Origin of the sequence: Pantoea sp. 22096 (genome assembly GCF_052045955.1) — a bacterium.
Taxonomy (GTDB): domain Bacteria; phylum Pseudomonadota; class Gammaproteobacteria; order Enterobacterales; family Enterobacteriaceae; genus Pantoea; species Pantoea alfalfae.
Map to the genome: position 1 here is coordinate 387054 of NZ_JBQEPW010000002.1, position 21785 is coordinate 408838.

Consider the following 21785-nt stretch of genomic DNA (forward strand, 5'->3'; position numbering starts at 1 on the left):
CGCTCTGCAGTCTACCCAAGCCTCTCAATATTGGAAATATTTACCCTGTCCGCTGGCGCAAATACCTGATTCGCTGGGAGTGATGAAGTTCACAAAAAAGAAATCTGGCTGATTTATCACCTTGTCGTCTCAAAGAAAGCACTTCATGATTTTGTGAAACCGGTTTCCTATTTACCTGATAGCAGCCGCTAAAAACATAAAAATGCTAACCGATTTACCCTACAGAGAAGAACGATCATGCCCATGAACTATGCCGAGGTGTCACGCGCCATTGTCGATGCGCTAGGCGGCCTCACCAATATCGAAGCTGTCACTCACTGCATGACGCGTCTGCGGTTTGTGGTGAAAGATGAAACTCGGGTCGACTATCCCCGCCTCAAAGCGATTAAAGGTGTCATGGGTGTGGTGCACAACGACACGCAGTGCCAGGTGATCATTGGCAATAACGTCTCTCAGGCTTACCAGGCGGTACTGGCACTGGGATCGCCCGGTGCGGTAGCCCCTGAACCGGTGAAGCGCAAAATCACCCTGCGAAGCATCGGCGCGGGCATTCTGGATGCGCTGGTGGGCACCATGTCACCACTCATCCCGGCGATTATTGGCGGGTCGATGGTTAAGCTGCTGGCGATGATTCTGGATATGGCTGGCGTGTTTGAGAAAGGTTCGTCAACGCTGGTGATCCTCAACGTGATTGGCGACGGCGCATTCTTCTTTCTGCCTGTCATGGTGGCAGCCTCTGCGGCGCTGAAATTCAAAACCAATATGTCGCTGGCGATCGCGATTGCTGGCGTACTGGTGCATCCCAATTTTGTTGAGCTGATGGCAAAAGCGGCGCAGGGTCAGCACGTTGAATTCGCTTTCATTCCGGTGACGGCGGTGAAATATACCTACACGGTGATCCCGGCACTGGTGATGACCTGGATTCTGTCGCACATCGAGCGCGGCGTGGACCGTATTACCCCGGCCGTTACCAAAAACTTTCTGAAACCGATGTTGATTGTGCTGATTGCTGCCCCTATCGCGATTGTGCTGATTGGCCCGATTGGCATCTGGATCGGCAGCGGCATCTCTGCGCTGGTTTACACCGTGCATGGCTATCTTGGCTGGCTTTCCGTCGCGATTATGGGTGCCATCTGGCCGCTGCTGGTGATGACCGGGATGCATCGTGTGTTCACACCGACCATCATCCAGACCATTGCTGAAACCGGCAAAGAGGGCATGGTGATGCCGTCAGAAATTGGTGCCAATCTCTCGCTGGGCGGATCGTCGCTGGCAGTGGCGTTCCGCACCAAAAACCGCGAACTGCGTCAGACGGCACTGGCAGCAGCAGCGTCTGCCATCATTGCCGGCATTTCTGAACCGGCGCTGTATGGTGTGGCGGTTCGTCTGAAACGTCCGCTGATCGCCTGTCTGATCAGCGGTTTTATCTGCGGCGCGGTCGCGGGCATTGGCGGGCTGGCCAGCCACTCAATGGCCTCACCGGGTCTTTTCACCAGCGTTCAGTTTTTTGACCCCAGCAATCCCATCAGTATCGTCTGGGTCGGTGCGGTTATGGTGTTGTCGGTGGTGCTGTCGTTTGTGCTGACGCTGCTGTTAGGGTTTGAAGATATTCCTGAAGCGGAAACTGAAACGAAATCCGAATCCGCTACCGCCGCGCATCCCGCGCCGCTTACCGAACGCACCAACGCGATTAATAGCCACTAAAGGAAAGGGTCATTCTGACCCGGAAAAGAGGATTGCATGTCTGATTCAAGGTTCCCGCAAGGATTTTTATGGGGCGGCGCGTTAGCCGCCAATCAGAGTGAAGGCGGTTTTCGTGAGGGCGGAAAGGGCGCAACCACCGTCGATATGATCCCGCATGGCCCACACCGACTGGCGGTCAAACTGGGTCTGGAAAAGCGCTTTACGCTGCGGGATGATGAATTTTATCCCAGCCATGATGCCATTGATTTCTATCATCGCTATCCGGAAGATATTGCGCTGATGGCGGAAATGGGATTCAGCGTATTTCGTACGTCAATTGCCTGGAGCCGCCTCTATCCAAACGGTGATGAACTGACGCCCAATCCGGAGGGCATCGCTTTTTACCGTGCCGTCTTTGAGGAGTGCCGGAAATATAATATCGAACCGCTGGTTACGCTCTGTCATTTCGATGTGCCGATGCATCTGGTGACCGAATATGGCTCATGGCGCAATCGCAAAATGGTCGACTTCTTTGCCCGCTATGCCCGCAGCTGTTTCGAGGCGTTTGATGGCCTGGTGAAATACTGGCTAACCTTTAACGAGATCAATATCCTGCTGCACAGCCCGTTTTCCGGTGCGGGTCTGGTGTTCGAACCGGGTGAGAATAAGGAGCAGGTGAAGTATCAGGCGGCGCATCACGAACTGGTTGCCAGCGCGCTGGTTACGCGGATCGCGCATGAAGTGAATCCAGCGAATCAGATCGGCTGTATGCTGGCAGGCGGCAACTTTTATCCGTGGTCCAGTAAACCAGAGGATGTCTGGGCGGCGCTGGAGAAGGATCGTGAAAACCTGTTCTTCATTGATGTGCAGGCACGCGGTGCCTATCCGGCTTACGCCGCCCGCGTGTTCCGGGAAAAAGGCGTTACGCTTGAGATCGCTGATGGCGATGCCGATATCCTGAAAAATAGCGTCGACTTTGTTTCGTTCAGTTATTACGCCTCTCGCTGCGCCTCGGCGGAAATGAACGAACAGAACAGCAGCGCAGCCAATGTGGTAAAATCCCTGACCAACCCCCATGTGCCACGCAGTGAGTGGGGCTGGGGCATCGATCCACTGGGCTTACGCATTACTATGAATATGATGTATGACCGTTACCAGAAGCCACTTTTCCTGGTAGAGAATGGCCTGGGGGCGCGCGATGAAATCGACGCGAATGGCGAGATCAATGATGATTATCGTATCAGCTATCTGCGTGAACACATCCGCGCCATGGGCGATGCCATTGAAGATGGCGTGCCGGTGATGGGTTACACCAGCTGGGGCTGCATCGATCTGGTTGCCGCCTCAACCGGTGAAATGAGCAAGCGCTACGGTTTCGTCTACGTTGACCGCGACGACCTGGGTAACGGCACGCTGGCGCGCACGCGCAAAAAGTCTTTCTGGTGGTATAAGAAAGTGATTGCCAGCAACGGGGCCAATCTTGAGTGACATTGTCACTGAATAACGCGTACTGGTGTCGTTGTACTCCAGCAATAAATATCGTATAACGAATGTCTCCGAGGGGTGTCCTGTCATGGGCTGAGATGGCGCAAGCCGAACCCTTTGAACCTGATCTGGGTCATGCCAGCGAAGGGACGGGTCGGCAGATGTTCTGCCTCATCTCCTGCTTCATCCCCTGTTCCAGACCTTATGCCCGGATCTCCCCTGTTACTGGAGATCCTATGTCACATCCGCTTTTCGAAACCGGTTTTTATGGTCGTCTGCGCCAGCAAGCGGGCACGCAATGGCACGATTATGTCAGGCACAATTTTGTGCAGCAGCTCGGTCAGGGTACGCTGCCACCCGCCGCTTTCTGCCACTATCTCACCCAGGATTATCTGTTCCTGCTGCACTTCGCCCGTGCGTGGGGCCTGTTGATCAGTAAGCTCTCTGAACCGGCTGCGTTACGCAGCGCGACGGCATCGCTGAACGCCATTATCAGCGAACTGCCGCTGCATCTGGCTTACTGCCAGCAATGGGGCATCAGCGAAGAGGCGGTGGCGAGCGAACCTGAGGCAATGGAAACAATCAATTATACCCGCTACGTGCTGGACGTGGGTCACACCGGAGATGCGCTGGCGCTGATGACGGCGCTGATGCCCTGCGTCGCCGGTTATGCGGAAATCGGCCTTAGGCTGCTGGACGATCCTGCGACCTGCTTTGAGGGGAATCCTTACGCGGCATGGATTGAGAATTACGGCGATAAGTCCTACCTGACGGGCGTCGGTTCCTCACTGTTGCTGTTTGAAACTTTGGCTCAGCAGCGCGCCGGTGAACAACGTATTAACTCACTGTCGGAGATTTTTACGACCGCAACCCGGCTGGAAGCGGCGTTCTGGCAGATGGGTCTTAATCATGCTGACGGTCTGCGGGGCAGCTCATGAAGCCGCTGAACGATGCCGTGCCGCCGGGTATTTCCGTTCGCCAGCTCTGCCTGACGCTGGATCAGCAGCCATTGTTCAGCGAGCTTAATCTGGAGATCGCGGGTGGTGCATTTACCGCTTTGCTGGGTGCCAGCGGCGTAGGTAAAAGCAGCCTGATGCGAGTGATTGCCGGTCTGACGCCGCCCACTTCGGGACAAATTAAGGGCAGCGATGGTCTGCCGCTGGCCGGGCGCATCGCCTGGATGGGGCAACAGGATTTGCTCTATCCCTGGCTGACGGTGGAACAGAACGTCTGCCTCGCCAGCCGCTTGAAAGGTGAGAAAGCCGATCGTGATCTGGTGCAGCATCTGCTGGCGCGGGTTGGCCTGAGCCACTGTGCCCGTGCGCGACCTGCGACACTTTCGGGCGGTATGCGTCAGCGGGTAGCGCTGGCGCGTACCCTCTATACCCGTCAGCCCATTGTACTGATGGATGAGCCCTTCTCGGCGCTGGATGCACTGACCCGGACACAGATTCAGACTCTGGCGGCAGAAGTGCTGGCCGGACATACCGTGCTGCTGATCACTCATGATGCCGCGGAAGCCTGTCGCCTCGGTCATCACCTGCTGGTAATGGGTTCAGCAGGCATTGAAACCTGCCCGCCACTCCAGGGCCAGCCACCACGGGCAGCAGACGATACCAGCGTGATCCAGAGTCAGGCCACCTTGCTGAAACAGCTAAGCAGGCTGGGCGGATGAGATTACGTTTCGCCGCGCTTCGCCGTGGAGTCATGCTCTCTGCCGGATTGATTACGCTGTGGTGGCTCGCCACACTCACTTCCGTTCCGGCCTTTCTGCTGCCCTCGCCCGCTGCGGTTGCTACCGCACTGTGGGACAACGCTGGCTATCTCGGCCATCACAGCCTGATCACCCTGACTGAAATCCTCATCGGTATGGCGCTCGGCGTGCTGCTGGGCGCGGTGCTGGCACTGGGCATGACCTTTTCGCCGTGGTTACAGCGCTGGATGATGCCGCTGGTGATCACCAGCCAGGCGATTCCGGTATTTGCCCTGGCACCGCTATTGGTGCTCTGGTTTGGCTTTGGCATGAGCGCCAAAGTCGTGATGGCGGTACTGGTGATCTTCTTTCCTGTTACCTCCGCTTTTTTTGATGGCCTGCGTCGCGTCACGCCTGGCTATCTCGATCTGGCTCGCACGATGGGCGCTTCACACATAGCACAACTGCGTCATGTCCGGCTGTTAGCCGCACTGCCCGCCCTGGGTTCGGGCTTACGGATGGCAGCGGCCGTCGCGCCGATCGGTGCCATCATTGGTGAATGGGTCGGATCGGCTGAAGGGCTGGGCTACGTGATGCTGAATGCCAACGCCCGGATGCAGAGCGACCTCTGTTTCGCTGCCCTGTTTATTCTGGTGCTGATGACGCTGACCCTCTGGCTGATCATCGACCTTCTGCTTCGCCGCCTGATTACCTGGATTCCCGAGCCACACTGACGACCCTACTGATGAGACAACCTATGACTAAAATGCCCCTGTTTGTCCTGCTGTTCAGCGCCTCCTTAGCCTCGCAGGTTCAGGCGATGGAAAAACTGACGCTGGTGCTCGACTGGTATATCAACCCCGACCATGCACCCATTATGGTGGCTCAGCAAACCGGTGCGTTTGCGGCAGAGGGTCTGGAGGTTAACATTGTGCCGCCTTCCGACCCTGCGCTGCCGCCGCGTCTGGTCGCCGCTAAGCAGGCGGACTTAGCGATAACGTATCAGACGCAGCTGCAATTTTTCGCCGACCAGGGCCTGCCGCTGATGCGTGTGGGCACGCTGATTAATACGCCACTGAATACGCTGATGACGCTGGACAAAACGGTGAAAAAACCAGCGGATTTGAAAGGAAAACGTATCGGTTATTCCGTCAGCGGCATTGAAGAAGCAACGCTGGCGACCATGCTGAGCCATGACGGCATTAAGGCCGATCAGGTAAAGCGGGTTAACGTCAATTTTCAGCTCACCAGCGCCCTGATGACCGGGCAGGTTGATGCGGTGATAGGCGGCTATCGCAATATCGAAGCTCTGGAGATGAAACTTGCTGGCAAAGATCCGGTGGTGTTAAACGTCGAGGATTACGGCGTGCCGGCCTATGATGAGCTGATTATCGTTGCTAACCGTGATGAGGCGCATGCAGAAAAAATTAAACAGTTTCTGCGGGCACTGAAAAAGGGGAATGCACAGTTGCAGGCTCACCCCGAAGAGAGCTGGCAGGCATTTGCACAGGCGCATCCTGAGCTGAATACACCGCTAAACCATCAGGCATGGCAGGCTACGCTGCCGCTGTTCGCCGCCGATCCGGCAAAACTGGATCGCGCACGCTATCAGACTTATGAGCAGTTTTTGTTTGATAATAAGCTGATTAAACACATCACTCCGGTTGAGCGTTACGCTATCGGTAGTGAGTGATAAGCGCGCCCGCAGCGAGTGCTGCGGGCGGGTTGACTAGCGTGACTTCTGATAAAGCCAGTGTTCAATGTCGCTGGCTGGCAGCGGTTTTGAAAAGAAGTAGCCCTGAATCTGATCGCAGCCGTAGGTTTTCAGCAGTCCCAGCGTAGCTTCTGCTTCCACACCCTCGGCCAGCACGGTGTAATTCAGCTCTTTCAGCATTTGGATAATGCATCTGACGATGATTTTAGATGCGTCGTCTTCGCCCATACGCGAGATCAGCGATCGGTCGATCTTAATCACATCCAGCGGGATATCCTGCAGGTAGCTGATATTGCTGTAGCCGGTGCCGAAATCATCCAGAGAGACCATAAAGCCGTGCGACTTCAGCGCTTCCAGCCCTTTGATCGCCACATCACTTTTGGTGATCAGCTCATTCTCAAGACACTCAATACCCATAATCGAGTTAGGTAACTGCGCTGCCGCTAATTTCGCCACCAGCTGATCGGCAAAATCGGGCCTGGCAAAGTCGCGTTCACTGACGTTGATCGAGACCGGAATCAGGTCGTACTCGCGATTCCAGCGCGCCAGCTGCTCAACAGCGTGATCGATAACCCAGTTGGTCAGATCGGAGATCAGGTTGGTTTTACCGGCTAACGGAATAAATTCTGATGGGAAAAGCTCACCCCGCTCAGGGTGATTCCAGCGGATCAGGGCCTCCAGCCCGACCGTTTTACCGGTTTTGAGACACACTTTAGGCTGCCAGGCGAGATACAACTCTTCATCTTTATTCAGCGCCTGGGCCAGATCATTCATGATCAAAAAGTCTTCGGTGCGCCGCGAGTCGTAACTCTCATCAAACGACATCGCACTGATGTTCTCATCAATCGCTTCATGTAGCGCGCTAACGGCCTGACGTACCGTTTCGTTGGCATCCATCTGTCCCGGTACAAACTCTGTTTCGCCGGTAAAGACATCCAGATCGAGCGTGATATTTTCCGCCAGATCGGCCCGCATGCCTTTGAACAGATCGCTTATGTTATGCGCTGAATAACGGCCTGAGTAGGGCTGAACAAGGGCGAAACGGCCTGGGGCGAAAGTATAGAGCGTCTCATTCTCCGGAAGATTGAGCCGGTGTGCCACATCCTGCGCCATCTGCCTGAGCAATTTTTCCATCGGCGCAATACCCACCGCACGGGAAAGCTCATAGGCACGAATGATGTCGAGGCAGTCGATAAGAATCAGGCGAAAGCGGCTCTGCGGTGCGACAAGGGTAAGTTGCTGAATATCACGAATCAGGCGTGGGCGATTCGGCAGGTGCGTAATGACGTCGGCAAAACCCGCGTTGTTCCAGGCATCCAGAAAAGAGGTGACCAGCGTAGCCAGTGAGCGCAGCGTGGCGAGTTTCTCATCCGTAAAGGGATGTGGCTGGGTATCGGTGACGCAGAGCGTGCCCAGCACCGCACCGTCGAGGTTCTGCAGCGAGACACCGGCATAGAAACGAATATGCGGATCGCCTTTCACAAACGGGTGCGTGACAAAGCGCTCATCCAGTAAGGTGTCAACCACCACCAGATGTCCCTCACCATCAACGACGTGGCGGCAAAGAGATTCATCACGGGTCGATTGTTTAAGATCGAAGTTCCGTGACGCTCTTATGTATTGATTATTATCGTCAATAATCGAAATGAAGCTGCCTGAAATACCCAGCACCTGACTGGCGAGATTCACGAATCTCTCCAGCACCTTATCCCGGGTTTCATCCGGCGACAAAAGTGCCTTAATTGCACTCAGGCGTTTTACGTCGCTGCCGTTTTGCTCGTTATGCACTGAAACCTCTCCTTTGCAGGCGCAAAAATCGAAAATAATTTAGCTTAATAATGCTCAATTAGCGCCCAATTATCAGATAAATAGCGGCTCAATCTGACAGTACTTTCACAGTGAAACAGTGTCGCACGATATCTGATTGCTGTCGAAATCATTTAACGCACTTACTTCATACGCGCAACCTGTGGCGACTCCGTTCGGAAGCCCAGACCAATCAGACGACCCAGCACAAAACGCAGAAACGGCAGGCGTTGGATAATCGCGGGAACCTTGCTGCTTCCCGCAGGTTTTCTTCTGGCTTTATTACGGCTCATCTTGATCTGCAAAAACTGCGTGGCAACGGTAGGGAACTGACGGCGCTTCTGCACTTTTTCCAGGTCGCGCAGCTGCAGTTCTCCCCGCTTCAGAGGATCGGTCAAAAGATTCGCCGTCGCCACCGCATCCTGAATCGCCAGATTGACGCCAACCCCGCCAATCGGCGACATGGCATGCGCCGCATCACCAATGCAGAGCACACCGGGTTTCGCCCACTTGTTCAGGCGGTCGATACGTATCGACAACAGTTTGAACGCCTCCCAGCTCTCGATTTCCGTCATGCGCGCCGCCTCAAAAGGCGACACCGCCGCCACCTCTGCTTTAAACGCGTCGAGACCGGCGGACTGTTTCGCCTCAAACTCCCCTTTCGGAATGGTCAGACCGCACTGCCAGTAATCGCCACGATCGATAACAATAAAGTTCTGCTTCGGCCCTTTATGCCCCATGCCCAAATCGGGATCCTGCGCCTGCTTACTTAAGCGGAACCAGATGACATCGCGCGCGGCGCCAAATTCCTGTCCGATCAGCCCGGACGCGTCGCGTACGCGCGAATGGCGACCGTCAGCACCGACCACCAGTTTGCAGCGGATATGCAACTGCTGATTGCCGCGTGAAGCCGTCACGCCGATGACCGTGCCATTTTCTTCAATCAGCGACCCGAAGGCAGTCGACTGCAGCAGACTGAAGCCCGGATAGCGGGCACTCTGCTCTGCCATATAGTTCAGGAAATCCCACTGCGGCATGAAGGCAATAAAACGACACTGAACAGGCAGACGTGAGAAGTCGGCCATCGTAATGCTTTGTCCTGCAATTTCCGCTTCCAGCTTTTCGGCACGCTGATGCGGCAGCGTAAGGAAAGATTCCAGCAGTCCGAGGTGATGCATGATTTCCAGCGTCGAAGGGTGGATGGTGTCTCCGCGAAAGTCGTGAAGAAAGTCAGCATGCTTTTCGATGACGACTACACGCACTCCCGCGCGGGCAAACAGATAACCCAGCATTAACCCGGCCGGGCCACCGCCGACGATACAGCAGTCAGCGGTAAGAATTTCAGTGGAATGTGGCTGCATGTCAGCTCCCTGTCGCGCCAGTATTACTATGATTATTGCGTCAACCGTGGCGACATTGCTGCACCCGGTCGATGGTGCTGTGCTCAGGCTAATCACTCAATGCGATTACACTCAACTGAAAACTGCCGAAGAGCCTTTCCTGTCCTCAGCAGTCAGGAGATCATCATGAACGTGATTCGCAATACGTTATTTATACTGCTTTCAGTCTGTCCCATGCTTGTGTCCGCCGGGCCTTATCAAAGGCTGCAGTTTACACTGCGTCAGTAGCAGATAACCGACGATCTGCGCCAGACGTGTCAGCTACCGCCAGCCTTCTCCGATGAAAAACTGCGCCAGACATTTCTCAATGACAAGCATAACCTGAAACAAAATCAGCTCACGCTGACCGCCGCGGCTCAGGCGCTGAAAAACCAGGACAATCCAGCCTACCGCGAACGCATGGCACAAGTGGTTTGTCCACCGCAGACCGATTAACTCATTTCCCGGCTGAAATTGATCCTGACGTTTGTTTTCACCTTATCACTCAGTAAACTGGCACGCTGGTCTGATTGAACAAAGATGCCTCTCAATGAATGAAGAATCACCGCAGCCGGTTTACGTTCCCCGTTCTATCGCGGCGCGCAGCCGGATGTTTCGCGCCCTGCTCTATCGTGACAAAACGCCGCTGGCGATGCTGTTTTGCGCCGCGCTGGTCGGTACGCTGGTCGGTCTGGCGGGCGTGGCGTTTGCCCGGGCCGTTGAAACAATACAGCAGTGGCGCGCCGCTACGCTTATCCCCGCACAGTTTCAGGGCTGGATGCTCTACGCCGCCGCTTTTGCCATTTCGGCCTTGCTCGCGATGGTCGGCTATTTTCTCGTCAGACGTTTTGCGCCCGAAGCGGGTGGTTCCGGCATTCCTGAAATTGAAGGGGCGCTGGAAGAGCTAAGACCTGTGCGCTGGTGGCGGGTGATTCCGGTAAAATTTTTTGGCGGCATGGGCACGCTGGGTGCCGGGATGGTACTGGGACGTGAAGGCCCGACAGTGCAACTGGGTGGCAATATCGGCCGCATGGTGATTGATGTTCTGGGGATGCGCAGCAACGAAGCGCGTCATACGTTGCTGGCAACGGGTGCGGCAGCAGGCCTGGCCGCCGCGTTTAATGCGCCGCTGGCAGGCATACTGTTTATCATCGAGGAGATGCGTCCTCAGTTTCGTTATAACCTGATTTCGATTAAAGCGGTGTTTACCGGTGTGATTATGGCAAGCATCGTGTTTCGCTGTTTCAACGGCGAACAGGCGGTGATCTCCGTTGGCAAACTGGCTGATGCGCCAGTACAGACGCTGTGGATGTATCTGGTGCTGGGTATGATCATCGGCATGGTAGGCGTGCTGTTTAACCGCCTGATATTTATTACGCAGGACCTCTTTGCTCGCTTTTATGCCGGCAAAACGGCACGCGTAGTGCTGGCGGGTGCATTACTGGGTGGTGGCTGCGGTGTTCTGGCGCTGCTGTTCGCGCCTGGCGCAGGCGGCGGCTCAGAACTGATTCCACAGGCGGTTCATGGTGTATTTCCGTTCACCCTGCTGCTGCTCATCTTCATGGTCAGGCTGGTCACTACCCTGCTCTGTTTTGGCTCAGGTGCGCCGGGCGGTATCTTTGCGCCGATGCTGGCACTGGGAACGCTGCTCGGGACAGCTTTTGGGGTAGCGATGACGGATCTGTTCCCGTTATATCATCTGGACGCGGGAACCTTTGCTATCGCCGGGATGGGCGCACTGTTTGCGGCTTCGGTAAGGGCACCGCTAACCGGGATTGTGCTGGTGCTGGAGATGACCGATAACTATCAGCTGATATTGCCGATGATTATTACCTGCCTTGGGGCTACGCTGCTGGCGCAGTTTCTGGGGGGGAAACCACTCTATTCATCCATACTGGCCCGCACGCTGGCACGCCAGGCAGAAGCGACCCGCCCATAGCGGCGGGCCGTGCTATCAGTTACTTACCATCAAAATAGTCAGCAGGCATCTGCCCCGGTGCCTGATTAATGACTTCATCATTATCCGGCCCTTCGTTTTTCATGTAAGTCACTTTCGCAAACTCAGGAATGATCACATAAGGATAGGCCGGGCCTTCGTCGCGGAATCGGTGCATATCTTCAATGAAGTCATTCTGATAGCAGATGGTTTTTTCCGGATGCTGACCTTCTCCGGCAATCCACTGCGGGAAGAAAATTGTCCCGTGAAGCAGGGTACGATTGAGATCAAACAGCAGGCTGACGCAGGTGCCGGTGGGTTCATGCCAGTCTACTTTATAAATGCCGGGTGCAAACTGCACTGCGTGCATTTTCTGGTTAGTCACCCAACGACCGCCCACCAGCCCCTGATGAATACGATAGTCGCAGGTCGTTTCATTGCGGGCGTACCACTCATATTTCCAGCCATTATCGTAGGTATAGACAAAATGTGTGCCAACGAACTGGGAGAGATCGCCGGAGATATCTTCTAAAGATTCTGTAGACATTTTAACCTCTGTTAAATAGCGCATAACCTATGCGCCGATGGATTTAATAAAAGCTAAAGCGCAATTAATCGGTGAATATTGACTATGGCGCAGATTATCGATTTTGCCATAAGCGACCCGGCAGACATTTGATCGCCCCAGTGCTTATCGCTGTCCGTCATCACTCTGACTGGTTTTTAATCAGCGCATAGCGGTTCTGCAACTGAGTAAACTGCATATCGACCTGCGCCAGCTGTGCTGCTCTTCCTGATGTCGTACTTTCTGACTGCCCCAGCTGATAAAGCTGCTCTTCGAGTGGAACTGAACGGCTGAAGTCCTGTGTTATCGTGAACACCATCGATTTCAGTTCCGAGCCGGTGGATACCTGCCTTTGCGCTCATCAAGCATATTCAGGCGGTATGTCAGTACCTGCAATCTTCCATCCCCTGATGCCAGCCGGATAATGATTCTGTGGGTGTGCATTTCCCATAAGGTGCTGCTGCCACTGCGCTTTAAGCGTCTCTGTTTGGACAGGTCCAGCTCTGGCGGCGAGCACAAAGCCATACACCTGTTGCCACAATGGCGGCAGCTGCGCCAGCGTTGTCAGTACGTGCGCATCGACGATAGCCGGTACGGGGCTGAGCGGCTGCGGGGCGACTTTTAGCAGCTCCACAGACCGCCCGCACCCAGAACCAGCATGGTCAGCATACCCGCAGCGAAAGTCCGCCATGCCCGCCGGAGAGACGCTATCGGGGGTATCACCAGGTTCGCTGACGTCACTGTCAGTGGGAAATGTTGAAAATGGCTTACCCTGCCATGAAACATTTCTGATTTTAAACATTGAGTGATGAGCAGAACCGGGATCAGAAGCGAGTACATTCCATTTACTGACTGAATTATTAATGTTGTGAATTATTTTTGATTTTTACGGATCAGCGCTGGACGGTATTCGTCAAAGAACGCCTTGCGATGGTACAGCCGCATCTGCTCTGCCATATAGTGGATATGTCTTGTGATGAGTCAACGTGATGTTCATTGCTGATCTCAGCGATGAGGGTGTTGCGCCGAGTAAATGCCCGCAGTCATTCCAGATGACAGTGCTAAAGCCACACCTTGTGAATACTCTCAGCAGAGCAAGGAACCCTGATGCGAAGCGATGGAGAGGATGCATGAATTGGAGTAAAATTAAGCATGCGCGAATGCGGCAGGTAGTGGTTAACGGGAAAGAATTCGAAAATGACAACGAATAATGAGACCCCTGAAAAATCTGACAGACAGGCTCAAATGATAAAAGCCCTGACTGAAATAGTCAGGGCTTTTAAGGTACTACAGATTTAGCATTTAACATTAACTAACTTAATTGATAGGTACTGCTTCGGTACTGCTATTTATGAACAGATCCTGCGGATAATAATGATCACGATACAGAAATGTCACTATTATTAGCGGTTTCAACCACCTGATAGTCTTTCAGGAGACAAAGACAGGTCAGGCCCGTATAAATCTGCACACCCCCATCGCGATATAGACTCTTTGATGCGTTGCCTTACTTTCATTACGACGTTTAAACCGCAATCGTATCCTGTCGTAACGTAACGTTCAGAACTACGAGGCCTTACATCATCGCGACGCGATACTACAAGCGTCCTGTTGCATGCTTTTTGCTACTAACATCCAACTACAGACTTCTTAAAGACTTACTTCGACTCCATTTAACAGGGTTATCATTAACTAACGAACAGTTTCAAAGAACAGTGTTTAACAGAACCACCGACAACTTCAACTGAAACATTTGTCGGCACCTTTACTCATAACGCCTTTGGTTTTTCAGTCTATCAGGGCAACTACTTGCCGCTGATGAGTCCTACTTTACGGATATGAAAAATGATGTCAACACTGGTTTTAAAAACATGTTTATATTTTCAGTGGAACTCGAGGACTTATATTTTCGTCTGAAAACACATCTCAAATTTATTATCAATGTTAAGAAAAATAAAACCCTGATTTATTAAATACAAATAATTTACACCGTCACTATCAATCTTCTCACTTAATACCCGCAATAAAGAAAGGCGCCCGCAGGCGCCCTCAGAACACAGCATGCTGTAAAACGCTTATTTCGCCAGTTTTGCCAGTAAAACTTTGGCAGTCTCGGCTGAAGAACCTGGGTTCTGTCCGGTAATCAGCAAACCGTCCTGCACAGTGTAGGATTGCCAGTCATCACCACGTGAGTAAAGACCGCCATTCTGTTTCAGCACATCTTCCACCAGGAAAGGCACGACGTCAGTCAGGCCAACGCCCTCTTCTTCGCTATTAGTAAACCCGGTTACTTTCCTGCCTTTTACCAGCGGTGTGCCATCGGCGTTTTTCACATCACGCAGAACACCTGGCGCGTGACAAACCAGCGCCACCGGCTTACCAGCCTGCAGGGTTTGCTCAATCAGCGAAATGGAGTGTTTGTCGTTTGCCAGATCCCATAAAGGACCATGACCGCCCGGATAGAAAACGGCATCAAACGTTTCCTGATTAACCGTATCAAGCCTCACGGTCGAAGCCAGCGCGGCCTGAGCTGCAGAGTCCGCATGAAAACGGCGAGTTTCATCAGTCTGAGAATCCGGCTCATCACTTTTTGGATCGAGTGGCGGCTGTCCGCCCTTCGGTGAAGCCAGGGTAATTTCAGCGCCCGCATCCAGGAATGCATAATAAGGTGCCGCAAGTTCTTCCAGCCAGAAACCGGTCTTCTTGCCAGTGGTGCCCAACTCATCATGCGAGGTCAAAACCATTAAAATTTTCATTTATGCTCCGTATAACAGTCAGTCGGTCTCACGTGTAAGGATAGTCAGAACCAGCGCGTGAACCGCTATCTTCTGTGTTGACCCGTTAATCATGGCGCGTTTCAGAATATTTATGAAATTTATTTCTTTAATTTTAGATATTCACATAGAATTATAACTTAATGAAATATGATCTGAATTTACTGCCAGTTTTGCTGGTTATGATAGAAGAGCGCAGCGTCACTCGCGCCGCAGAGCGCCTGGGTATTACCCAGCCGGCACTTTCTAATGCATTAAACCGGCTGCGGGAAACGCTCAACGATCCCCTGTTTATCCGCGAGCGCTACGGTATGCGCCCGACACCAAAAGCGGAACAGCTGGCCCAGGTGGTCGGTACTGCCCTGTCATCCATCGACAAGGTGATCCTTGGTCAGCAGGACTTTGATCCGCTGCACGCCACCCGACTCTTTACCCTCGCACCTAACAGCTATGTTGAATTCATCATGATGCCTGCCATTGTGGCGCGTCTTCATGACTGCGCACCCGGTATCAGGCTTCGCCTTACCCCTTTTGGCAACGACGTAACGGAAACCGGCGTAATTTCAGGCAATACTGATATGGTGCTGGGTCGTATCGTTGAACCTCCTGATAATCTGGTTGTGCAGCACCTGATGAATGAAGGTCTGGCATGTGTGATACGCGCAGATCATCCGCTGGTAGGCGAAAACCTCAGCGCAGAACAGTATGAGCAGCTCAAACACGTTAATGTCCTGCCGCCTGGCCGCATGCGCGCAGGTTTATATCAGGCACTTGAAAAGCGCGGCCTGCGTCGGCAGGTTGCCGTGTCAGTGACACATTTTCTGGCTGTACCGGAGATGATTGCGGTCACGGACTACTGCGCGACCCTGCCTCGCCTGATCTGTCAGCATCTTTCCCGAGATCAGCGGCTCAGAATTGTTCCCGCGCCTGTTGATCTCGGCATTTTTCCGGTTGAAATGGGGTGGCATGCGCGCTATCGCGACGATCCTGCACATCGCTGGTTCAGGGGTTTAATTGCAGAAACAGCCCACGCGCTGGCCGACCCTCAAATAAAGAGTTAGCACGCTCACCGCTTCCTGACTAATAGTTAATTTTGATAGGGTTAACAGGGGTTACTACTGTCCCCATCGGAGGCTAATACCCTTGACCTGCTCCCCGTTGATGAGTACACACCAATGTCAGTAATGTCTTCATAAGCCACATGAGGACATCCCCATGAAGAAGCGTTTTCCCGACGGACAGATCATCAGTATCCTCCGCGAAGCTGAAGCCGGGGTTTCTGCCCGTGAGCTATGCCGCAAGCACGCCATTTCCGACGCCACCTTTTATACCTGACTCAGGAAGTATGGCGGTATTGAAGTGCCCGGGGTTAAGCGGCTTAGTCACCTGAAGACGAGAACGCCCGCCTAAAGAAGCGGCTTGCCCAAGCCATGCTGGATAAGGAGGCGCTTCAGGTGGCTCTGGGGCGAAAGTACTGACGACAGTTCAGAAACGGGAAGCCGTTGAGTTTATGTGTGATGCGACCGGTCTGTCGCAACGTCGTGCCTGCAGGCTGACAGGTTTGTCCCTGTTGACCTGCCGTTATTCATCCCAGCGTCCGGCGGCTGATGCGCATTTATCAGGGCGCATTACTGAACTGGCACTGGAGCGCAGGCGTTTTGGCTACCGCCGCATATGGCAGTTACTGCGCCGTGAAGGGCTTCTGGTTAATCACAAGCGCGTGTACCGCCTTTATCATCTGAGAGGGCTGGGCGTAAAACGCAGACAACGTCGTAAAGGGCTGGCAACAGAACATCTGCCGCTGCTCCGCCCGGCGGCGCCCAACCTGACCTGGTCGATGGATTTTGTCATGGACGCGCTCGCCACCGGTCGCAGGAACAAGTGCCTGACCTGGGTGGACGATTTCACAAAGGAATGCCTGACGGTCACTGTTGCCTTCCGGATTTCAGGCGTGCAGGTCACGCGTATTCTGTCAGACAGGTCCACAACGCCGTTCGTCTGTGTCAACTTCCTGGCCGCGTGATTGGCAAGTCTGGCCAGCGCTTTGGTCGGTGCAAATCCCACGCCGATTATCAGCCCGGTTTCCTTTCAGATACGCTCGCGCATCTGCTGGCCGAATGTCTCGAGCGGGATAATGCCGCCAATCCCGATAACGTCCAGAAAAGACTCATCAATGGAGTAAACGTCCTGACCCGCAGCCATCTACCCCAGTATGGCCATCATGCGTGCTGACATGTCGCCGTTTATGTGGAATGGGAAATCTACTGAAATTATTGGTGCTTTAAAGTCCGCTATGCGTGAAAGCAGAAGCTCAGGCGTAAACGTTTAGAATTCAGTCAGGCCGGATTCAATCACTTATGCCATAGTGCTTCAGGCTTTGCATGCTCAGCTTTCCTGCTTCAAATACGTCGTGTTCCCAGGCATGTGGGCTGAGCCATTCAGGAGACCATACACCGTTGTAGCCCGTTTTACGTAAGGCTCTGACCCAGCTATCAATGTTCACTTCACCCTGGCCCGGTGCGTAATCACGAAGTACCCACTCATCCCATGCCTCGTCCTTACGAGCAGCGCGACCATCGCAGAAATGGACACCGTAAATCAGGCTGGGATCCATTTTGGCAACTTCGTCCGGATGAGTCTTACCGCCTGCGTGCAAGTGCCAGAAGTCAATAACCAGCCCCACATTATCCCTGCCGCATGCGGCAATTATGTCCAGACCTTGCTGTAATGAATTAAAGGGTGTGAAGGCAACAACTTCAATCTGAAATCTGATGCCAAGAGGTTTACCAATATCGGCTATGGCACAGATGTTATCGTGCAGGATGGTGTTGCGGTTTGTTTCAGTAAGTTCATTGATTTCATCAAGCGCCATGATCTGAACGACAGGACAGGCAAGCTCAGCAGCAGCATGACAAATCATCCTGGCCTCCTGTATAAGTTCAGCACGGGTCTGTGGTTGATAGCGACCGATACGTTTGAGAGCGTTAATACAGGTAATATCAATACCGTTATCCTGCATCAGCTGACGATATTCTGCATAGCTGCCACCATTTTCCAGATAACGAAATATATGTTCAGGCAGTAATTCCAGCCCGGTAAAACCGGCCTCACGAGCAATACGTAATTGCGTCACTGCGTTGCTGTACCATACAGAAACTCCATGTAATGACAGTTTCATTGCATCTCCTCAATCAGAAATATGAAGATGTGAACGGCGAACGCGAAGCTCTCCTTTTTTCCAGAGACCGTCCGGATCCGATTTTCCCAACAGAAGCCGGTTCAGCGCCTCCTTTACAAGCAGGTCAAGACGCTGACTGTATGTAGTAAGTTGCCAGGCAGGGGCCGCAGCTTCATCAATGTCATCAAAACCAACGACTGCAACAGAATCTTTTCCCGAAACACCGCGCAACGCCTCCATCGCTCCCAGGGCGAGTATGTCATTCTCGCAGAACAGTGCCTCAATGCGTTCATGTACTGGCGTTTCAAGCAAATAATGCTTCATCAGGTCATAACCCAGCCGACGATCGTAATGCTCGGCGCTGAATTCGAGTGTCAGTCCAAATCCCTGTGAGGATAATGCATCATGAAACCCCTCCTTACGCTGCAGATGCCCCTCATTACTGCCCGGCCCGGCCATATAGCCAAATTTCTTATGACCCTGCTCCATAAGTAAGCGGGCAATGACCCGTCCGGCCTGGTAGTCGTCAATATTCACGACGTCTATTCCCTGACCCTCAGTATTGCGGCCTACCTGCACCAGCGGTATAGAATGCATATCCAGGGCGATGGCAATGAATTCGGGCGTCAGTGCTGTACCCATAAAAAGAATCCCATCAACCTGGAGCTGATCGGCCAGCGACATTACGGCACTGTAATTATTGCCGGTGATATTCAGAAGCAAAGCCATGTATCCAAAGCTCTGAAGCTGCCGTGTCACCTCGTCCAGCAATAGCATTGAGTGAGGATTTTTTAATTCATCGATCGCCACGCCTACGATGTGCGTACGCTTTTGCGATAACCCCCTGGCAAGTAAATTCGGGCGGTATCCCAGTTCCTGCGCAATCTCCAGAATTCTTCCGCGGGCCTTATCAGAAATGGAGGCACCCGGTGTGAAAGCGCGGGAAACCGTCCATTTAGACACTCCAGCGCGGGATGCTACGTCCCGTGCCGTTACCTTCTGACGCTTTGCTGCCTTATTTGTCATAAAAATCCGGTTGTTAAATGCATGCATGCAATTTAGAGATTAAGGAGAATTTAATCTTTTTCAAAGACGTGTGGTTTATCCAGAGTCTGGCTAGAAATTACACCGTAATCAAACTTAATGCACCCGATTGCAAAAAAAATGTGATCCCGTGTGAGTGTTTTTTAAAAGCTTGTTGACTAAATTTTCAGGCTCTTACACATTCGCTACATCTTCTTCAGCCATCATGCCAGGGTGAAAAGATTTTGCATCTGGATGCATTTTTGCACCCGAGAGCAAAATGATTATGGCTTTATCAGACGGCATACGCAGGAGCGGAAATTAACCTGAGCATAAAGCTGTCGCTCTTCACGTCAGGGACCGAACATACTAATTTGCTACAGGATTCAATCATGAAAAAGACTCTCGGTTTACTGATGCTGATAAGCCTGACACTGGCTACGGCGGTTCAGGCAAGAACGGCGCAGGTTGGCGTCGCGCTGGCAAATTTCGACCTTAACTTTGTGTCGATCCTTCGCACACAAATGATGCATGAGCTGGATACGCAGGGCATGAAAGGCCAGTTTTCTGATGCCAAAGGCGATGTTGCGCTCCAGGTACAGCAGATTGATGATTTTATTAATCAGGGGGTAGACGCCATCATACTTAATCCGGTCGACACTCAGGGTGTACTTCCAATGATCCAGGCGGCTAAAAATGCCGGAATCCCGCTGATTTTCGTGAATCGTAAACCAGAAGTGCCGCTGACAGGGGCAATGAGTTATGTGGGATCGGACTCTGCCCTGAGTGGCAAAATGCAGATCGAAGAACTGGCTAAGCTAATGAATTACCGAGGCAACATCGCCATTCTGATGGGTGCACTTTCGAATGAGGAGGCTCGCGAACGTACACGCGCTGTTGAAGAGTTTGTTGCGCAGCATAAAAATATGAAGGTGATTGAGAAACAAACCGCAAAATGGCAGCGAAATGAGGCGGTAGACGTGGTCTCTTCATGGCTGCTTAACGGCAGGTCAATCAATGCGATCGTCGCCAATAACGACGAAATGGCCATCGGTGCCATTATGGCCCTGAACCAGGCGAAGAAAAAAGACGTGATGGTTGCTGGCATTGACGGCACACCTGACGGACTGCAGTTTATTAAAAACGGTGAGATGGTTGTAACTGTTTTCCAGGATGCTAAAGCACAGGCTACCGGTGCCGTAAGAGTGGCAAATGCGCTGATTAATAAGCAGAAGACAGATAATTACCACTGGATCCCCTACCAGACTGTTACCAGAGCCAACTACGAACAATTTATCCAGCAGAACCAGAAGTGATTTTTATTAAACCCATCTTTGCACCCGGGTGCAAAGCGTTAATTCGGAGTATTTATGCTAAACGGTGAAAAAAGTATTTCCCGCCCACTACGCTGGGCCATGATTGGCGGCGGCCGGCTCAGTCAGGTTGGCTATAAACATCGTTCGGGTGCACTGCGCGATAACACTGCCTTCCGGCTTGTTGCTGGCGCATTTGACGTCGATGCCACCCGAGGCCGTGAGTTCGGCATCAACCTTGGCTTACCGGCCGAACGTTGTTATGAGAATTATGGACAGCTGCTATCTGAAGAAGCTAAGCGTGAAGATGGTGTTGAAGTTGTTACTGTTGCCACGCCTAATGGCACGCATTTTGAAATCACCAGAGCTGCGCTTAATGCCGGGATTCATGTTATCTGTGAAAAACCGCTTTTTTTTACCTCGGCTGAAGCGCAGGAAATTAAAGCACTGGCGGCGGAAAAAGGCCTGATCGTGGGCGTTACCTATGGCTTTTCAGGCCATCCATTACTGATGCAGATGCGCGCCATGATTGCTAAGGGCGAAATTGGTGATGTACGCATGGTTGAACTGCAGTACACACATGGATTTAGCGCAACTGATAACGCGGACAAGTTCAGCGATGCGCAGAAATGGCGCGTAGACCCTAAAATTGCCGGTCCGTCATTTGTGCTGGGTGACATCTCAACGCATACCTTTTACATCTCTCAGCTTGTACTTCCTGACCTGAAAATCAAAAGTCTGTTATGCGATCGTCAGAGCTTCATTCCGTCCCGGGCACCACTGGAAGATAACGCTATGGTGCTGATGCATTATGAAAACGGTGCCGTAGGACGCATGTGGGCCTCTGCAATAAATGCAGGCTCAATGGACAGCCAGAGTATTCGCGTTATCGGCTCCCGGGCCAGCCTGGAATGGAGCGATTATAACCCGGGAGAACTTAAATTTGAGGTTCAGGGCCAGCCTAACCAGATGCTGCATCATGGTATGCCCTACCTTGATGAAAGTGCCCTGGCCGATGAGCGCCTTGGGGCATTGCATACCGAAGGGCTGGCTGAATCATGGGCCAACATCTATCTCAAGTTCGCCATTGCCATCAGCGCGACTCAGCGCGGCGACAGTAAAACTCTTGAGGGGCTGGTTTATCCGGACATCAACGCGGGCGCCGAAGGCGTGCGCTGGATTGAAAACTGTGTGCGCTCGGCAGATAGCGGTTCCAGCTGGGTTAACTACGAATAA

General features: G+C 52.8%; 18 protein-coding genes, 2 pseudogenes and 1 riboswitch. Of the genes and pseudogenes, 12 read left to right on the forward strand and 8 right to left on the reverse strand.

Annotated features, from left to right (window positions below; all coding sequences use genetic code 11):
- Window positions 1-237 precede the first annotated feature (237 nt).
- From ascF to ACTJKZ_RS12075, 6 genes are all read left to right on the forward strand, one after another.
- Window positions 238-1704, forward strand: a complete 1467-nt coding sequence (gene ascF / locus ACTJKZ_RS12050; protein ID WP_161736710.1) for a PTS cellobiose/arbutin/salicin transporter subunit IIBC — start codon at window positions 238-240, stop codon at window positions 1702-1704.
- Window positions 1705-1740: 36 nt separating this feature from the next.
- A complete protein-coding gene (locus ACTJKZ_RS12055; RefSeq protein ID WP_222925768.1) occupies window positions 1741-3171 on the forward strand; it encodes a 6-phospho-beta-glucosidase in 1431 nt (476 codons plus the stop codon).
- 61 nt (window positions 3172-3232) lie between these two features.
- A riboswitch (TPP riboswitch) is annotated at window positions 3233-3335 on the forward strand.
- Window positions 3336-3404: 69 nt separating this feature from the next.
- Window positions 3405-4106: a TenA family protein gene (locus ACTJKZ_RS12060; RefSeq protein ID WP_440829635.1), complete on the forward strand. Its 702-nt coding sequence runs from the start codon at window positions 3405-3407 to the stop codon at window positions 4104-4106.
- Window positions 4103-4843 carry an ABC transporter ATP-binding protein gene (locus ACTJKZ_RS12065; protein WP_161736054.1) on the forward strand — a complete coding sequence of 247 codons (741 nt, stop codon included), beginning with the start codon at window positions 4103-4105 and terminating at the stop codon, window positions 4841-4843. The genes ACTJKZ_RS12060 and ACTJKZ_RS12065 overlap by 4 nt, the downstream gene beginning before the upstream one ends.
- The gene (locus ACTJKZ_RS12070) at window positions 4840-5595 is read left to right on the forward strand and encodes an ABC transporter permease (protein WP_161736053.1); all 756 of its coding nucleotides are present in this window, start codon (window positions 4840-4842) and stop codon (window positions 5593-5595) included. Before ACTJKZ_RS12065 ends, ACTJKZ_RS12070 begins: the two co-directional genes overlap by 4 nt.
- 23 nt (window positions 5596-5618) lie before the next feature.
- On the forward strand, window positions 5619-6554 hold the full coding sequence (locus tag ACTJKZ_RS12075; RefSeq protein WP_440829636.1) for an ABC transporter substrate-binding protein: 936 nt from the start codon (window positions 5619-5621) through the stop codon (window positions 6552-6554).
- A gap of 36 nt (window positions 6555-6590) precedes the next feature.
- On the opposite strand, the gene ACTJKZ_RS12080 is transcribed toward ACTJKZ_RS12075, so the two are convergent.
- A complete protein-coding gene (locus tag ACTJKZ_RS12080) occupies window positions 6591-8363 on the reverse strand; it encodes a sensor domain-containing phosphodiesterase (RefSeq protein WP_161736051.1) in 1773 nt (590 codons plus the stop codon).
- A gap of 161 nt (window positions 8364-8524) precedes the next feature.
- Complete coding sequence (locus ACTJKZ_RS12085) at window positions 8525-9742, reverse strand: FAD-dependent oxidoreductase (RefSeq protein WP_440829637.1); 1218 nt, start codon at window positions 9740-9742, stop codon at window positions 8525-8527.
- Between the two features lie 270 nt (window positions 9743-10012).
- Here ACTJKZ_RS12085 and ACTJKZ_RS12090 point away from each other — a divergent pair, with 270 nt between their 5' ends.
- Together ACTJKZ_RS12090 and clcA are read left to right on the forward strand one after the other, a co-directional pair.
- Entirely contained in the window at window positions 10013-10216 is a 204-nt protein-coding gene (locus tag ACTJKZ_RS12090) for a YicS family protein (protein ID WP_311202147.1), read from the forward strand.
- A gap of 154 nt (window positions 10217-10370) precedes the next feature.
- Window positions 10371-11699: a H(+)/Cl(-) exchange transporter ClcA gene (gene clcA / locus ACTJKZ_RS12095; protein ID WP_253418353.1), complete on the forward strand. Its 1329-nt coding sequence runs from the start codon at window positions 10371-10373 to the stop codon at window positions 11697-11699.
- A gap of 19 nt (window positions 11700-11718) precedes the next feature.
- On the opposite strand, the gene ACTJKZ_RS12100 is transcribed toward clcA, so the two are convergent.
- The 4 genes and pseudogenes from ACTJKZ_RS12100 to ACTJKZ_RS12115 all read right to left on the reverse strand — a co-directional run bounded on the left by ACTJKZ_RS12100 (window position 11719) and on the right by ACTJKZ_RS12115 (window position 15017).
- Window positions 11719-12243, reverse strand: coding sequence for a phenolic acid decarboxylase (locus tag ACTJKZ_RS12100; RefSeq protein WP_161736048.1), 525 nt, complete (start codon window positions 12241-12243; stop codon window positions 11719-11721).
- Window positions 12244-12403: 160 nt separating this feature from the next.
- Window positions 12404-12604, reverse strand: a pseudogene (locus tag ACTJKZ_RS12105) (VasL domain-containing protein); the annotation flags it as partial.
- Window positions 12605-12622: 18 nt separating this feature from the next.
- The gene (locus ACTJKZ_RS12110) at window positions 12623-12895 is read right to left on the reverse strand and encodes a hypothetical protein (protein WP_253418078.1); all 273 of its coding nucleotides are present in this window, start codon (window positions 12893-12895) and stop codon (window positions 12623-12625) included.
- 1441 nt (window positions 12896-14336) lie between these two features.
- Window positions 14337-15017, reverse strand: a complete 681-nt coding sequence (locus ACTJKZ_RS12115; protein WP_161736046.1) for a type 1 glutamine amidotransferase domain-containing protein — start codon at window positions 15015-15017, stop codon at window positions 14337-14339.
- Between the two features lie 161 nt (window positions 15018-15178).
- On the opposite strand from ACTJKZ_RS12115, the gene ACTJKZ_RS12120 reads away from it, so the two are divergent.
- Complete coding sequence (locus ACTJKZ_RS12120; RefSeq protein WP_440829638.1) at window positions 15179-16096, forward strand: LysR substrate-binding domain-containing protein; 918 nt, start codon at window positions 15179-15181, stop codon at window positions 16094-16096.
- A 154-nt stretch (window positions 16097-16250) separates the two neighbouring features.
- A pseudogene (locus tag ACTJKZ_RS12125) lies at window positions 16251-17007 on the forward strand (transposase); the annotation flags it as partial.
- A gap of 375 nt (window positions 17008-17382) precedes the next feature.
- Here ACTJKZ_RS12125 and ACTJKZ_RS12130 read toward each other — a convergent pair.
- Both ACTJKZ_RS12130 and ACTJKZ_RS12135 read right to left on the reverse strand, forming a co-directional pair.
- Window positions 17383-18213, reverse strand: a complete 831-nt coding sequence (locus ACTJKZ_RS12130) for a sugar phosphate isomerase/epimerase family protein (RefSeq protein WP_440829639.1) — start codon at window positions 18211-18213, stop codon at window positions 17383-17385.
- A 9-nt stretch (window positions 18214-18222) separates the two neighbouring features.
- Complete coding sequence (locus tag ACTJKZ_RS12135) at window positions 18223-19239, reverse strand: LacI family DNA-binding transcriptional regulator (protein WP_161736044.1); 1017 nt, start codon at window positions 19237-19239, stop codon at window positions 18223-18225.
- A 389-nt stretch (window positions 19240-19628) separates the two neighbouring features.
- Here ACTJKZ_RS12135 and ACTJKZ_RS12140 point away from each other — a divergent pair, with 389 nt between their 5' ends.
- Both ACTJKZ_RS12140 and ACTJKZ_RS12145 read left to right on the forward strand, forming a co-directional pair.
- Entirely contained in the window at window positions 19629-20552 is a 924-nt protein-coding gene (locus ACTJKZ_RS12140; protein ID WP_122889438.1) for a substrate-binding domain-containing protein, read from the forward strand.
- 54 nt (window positions 20553-20606) lie between these two features.
- Window positions 20607-21785, forward strand: coding sequence for a Gfo/Idh/MocA family protein (locus ACTJKZ_RS12145; protein ID WP_122889439.1), 1179 nt, complete (start codon window positions 20607-20609; stop codon window positions 21783-21785).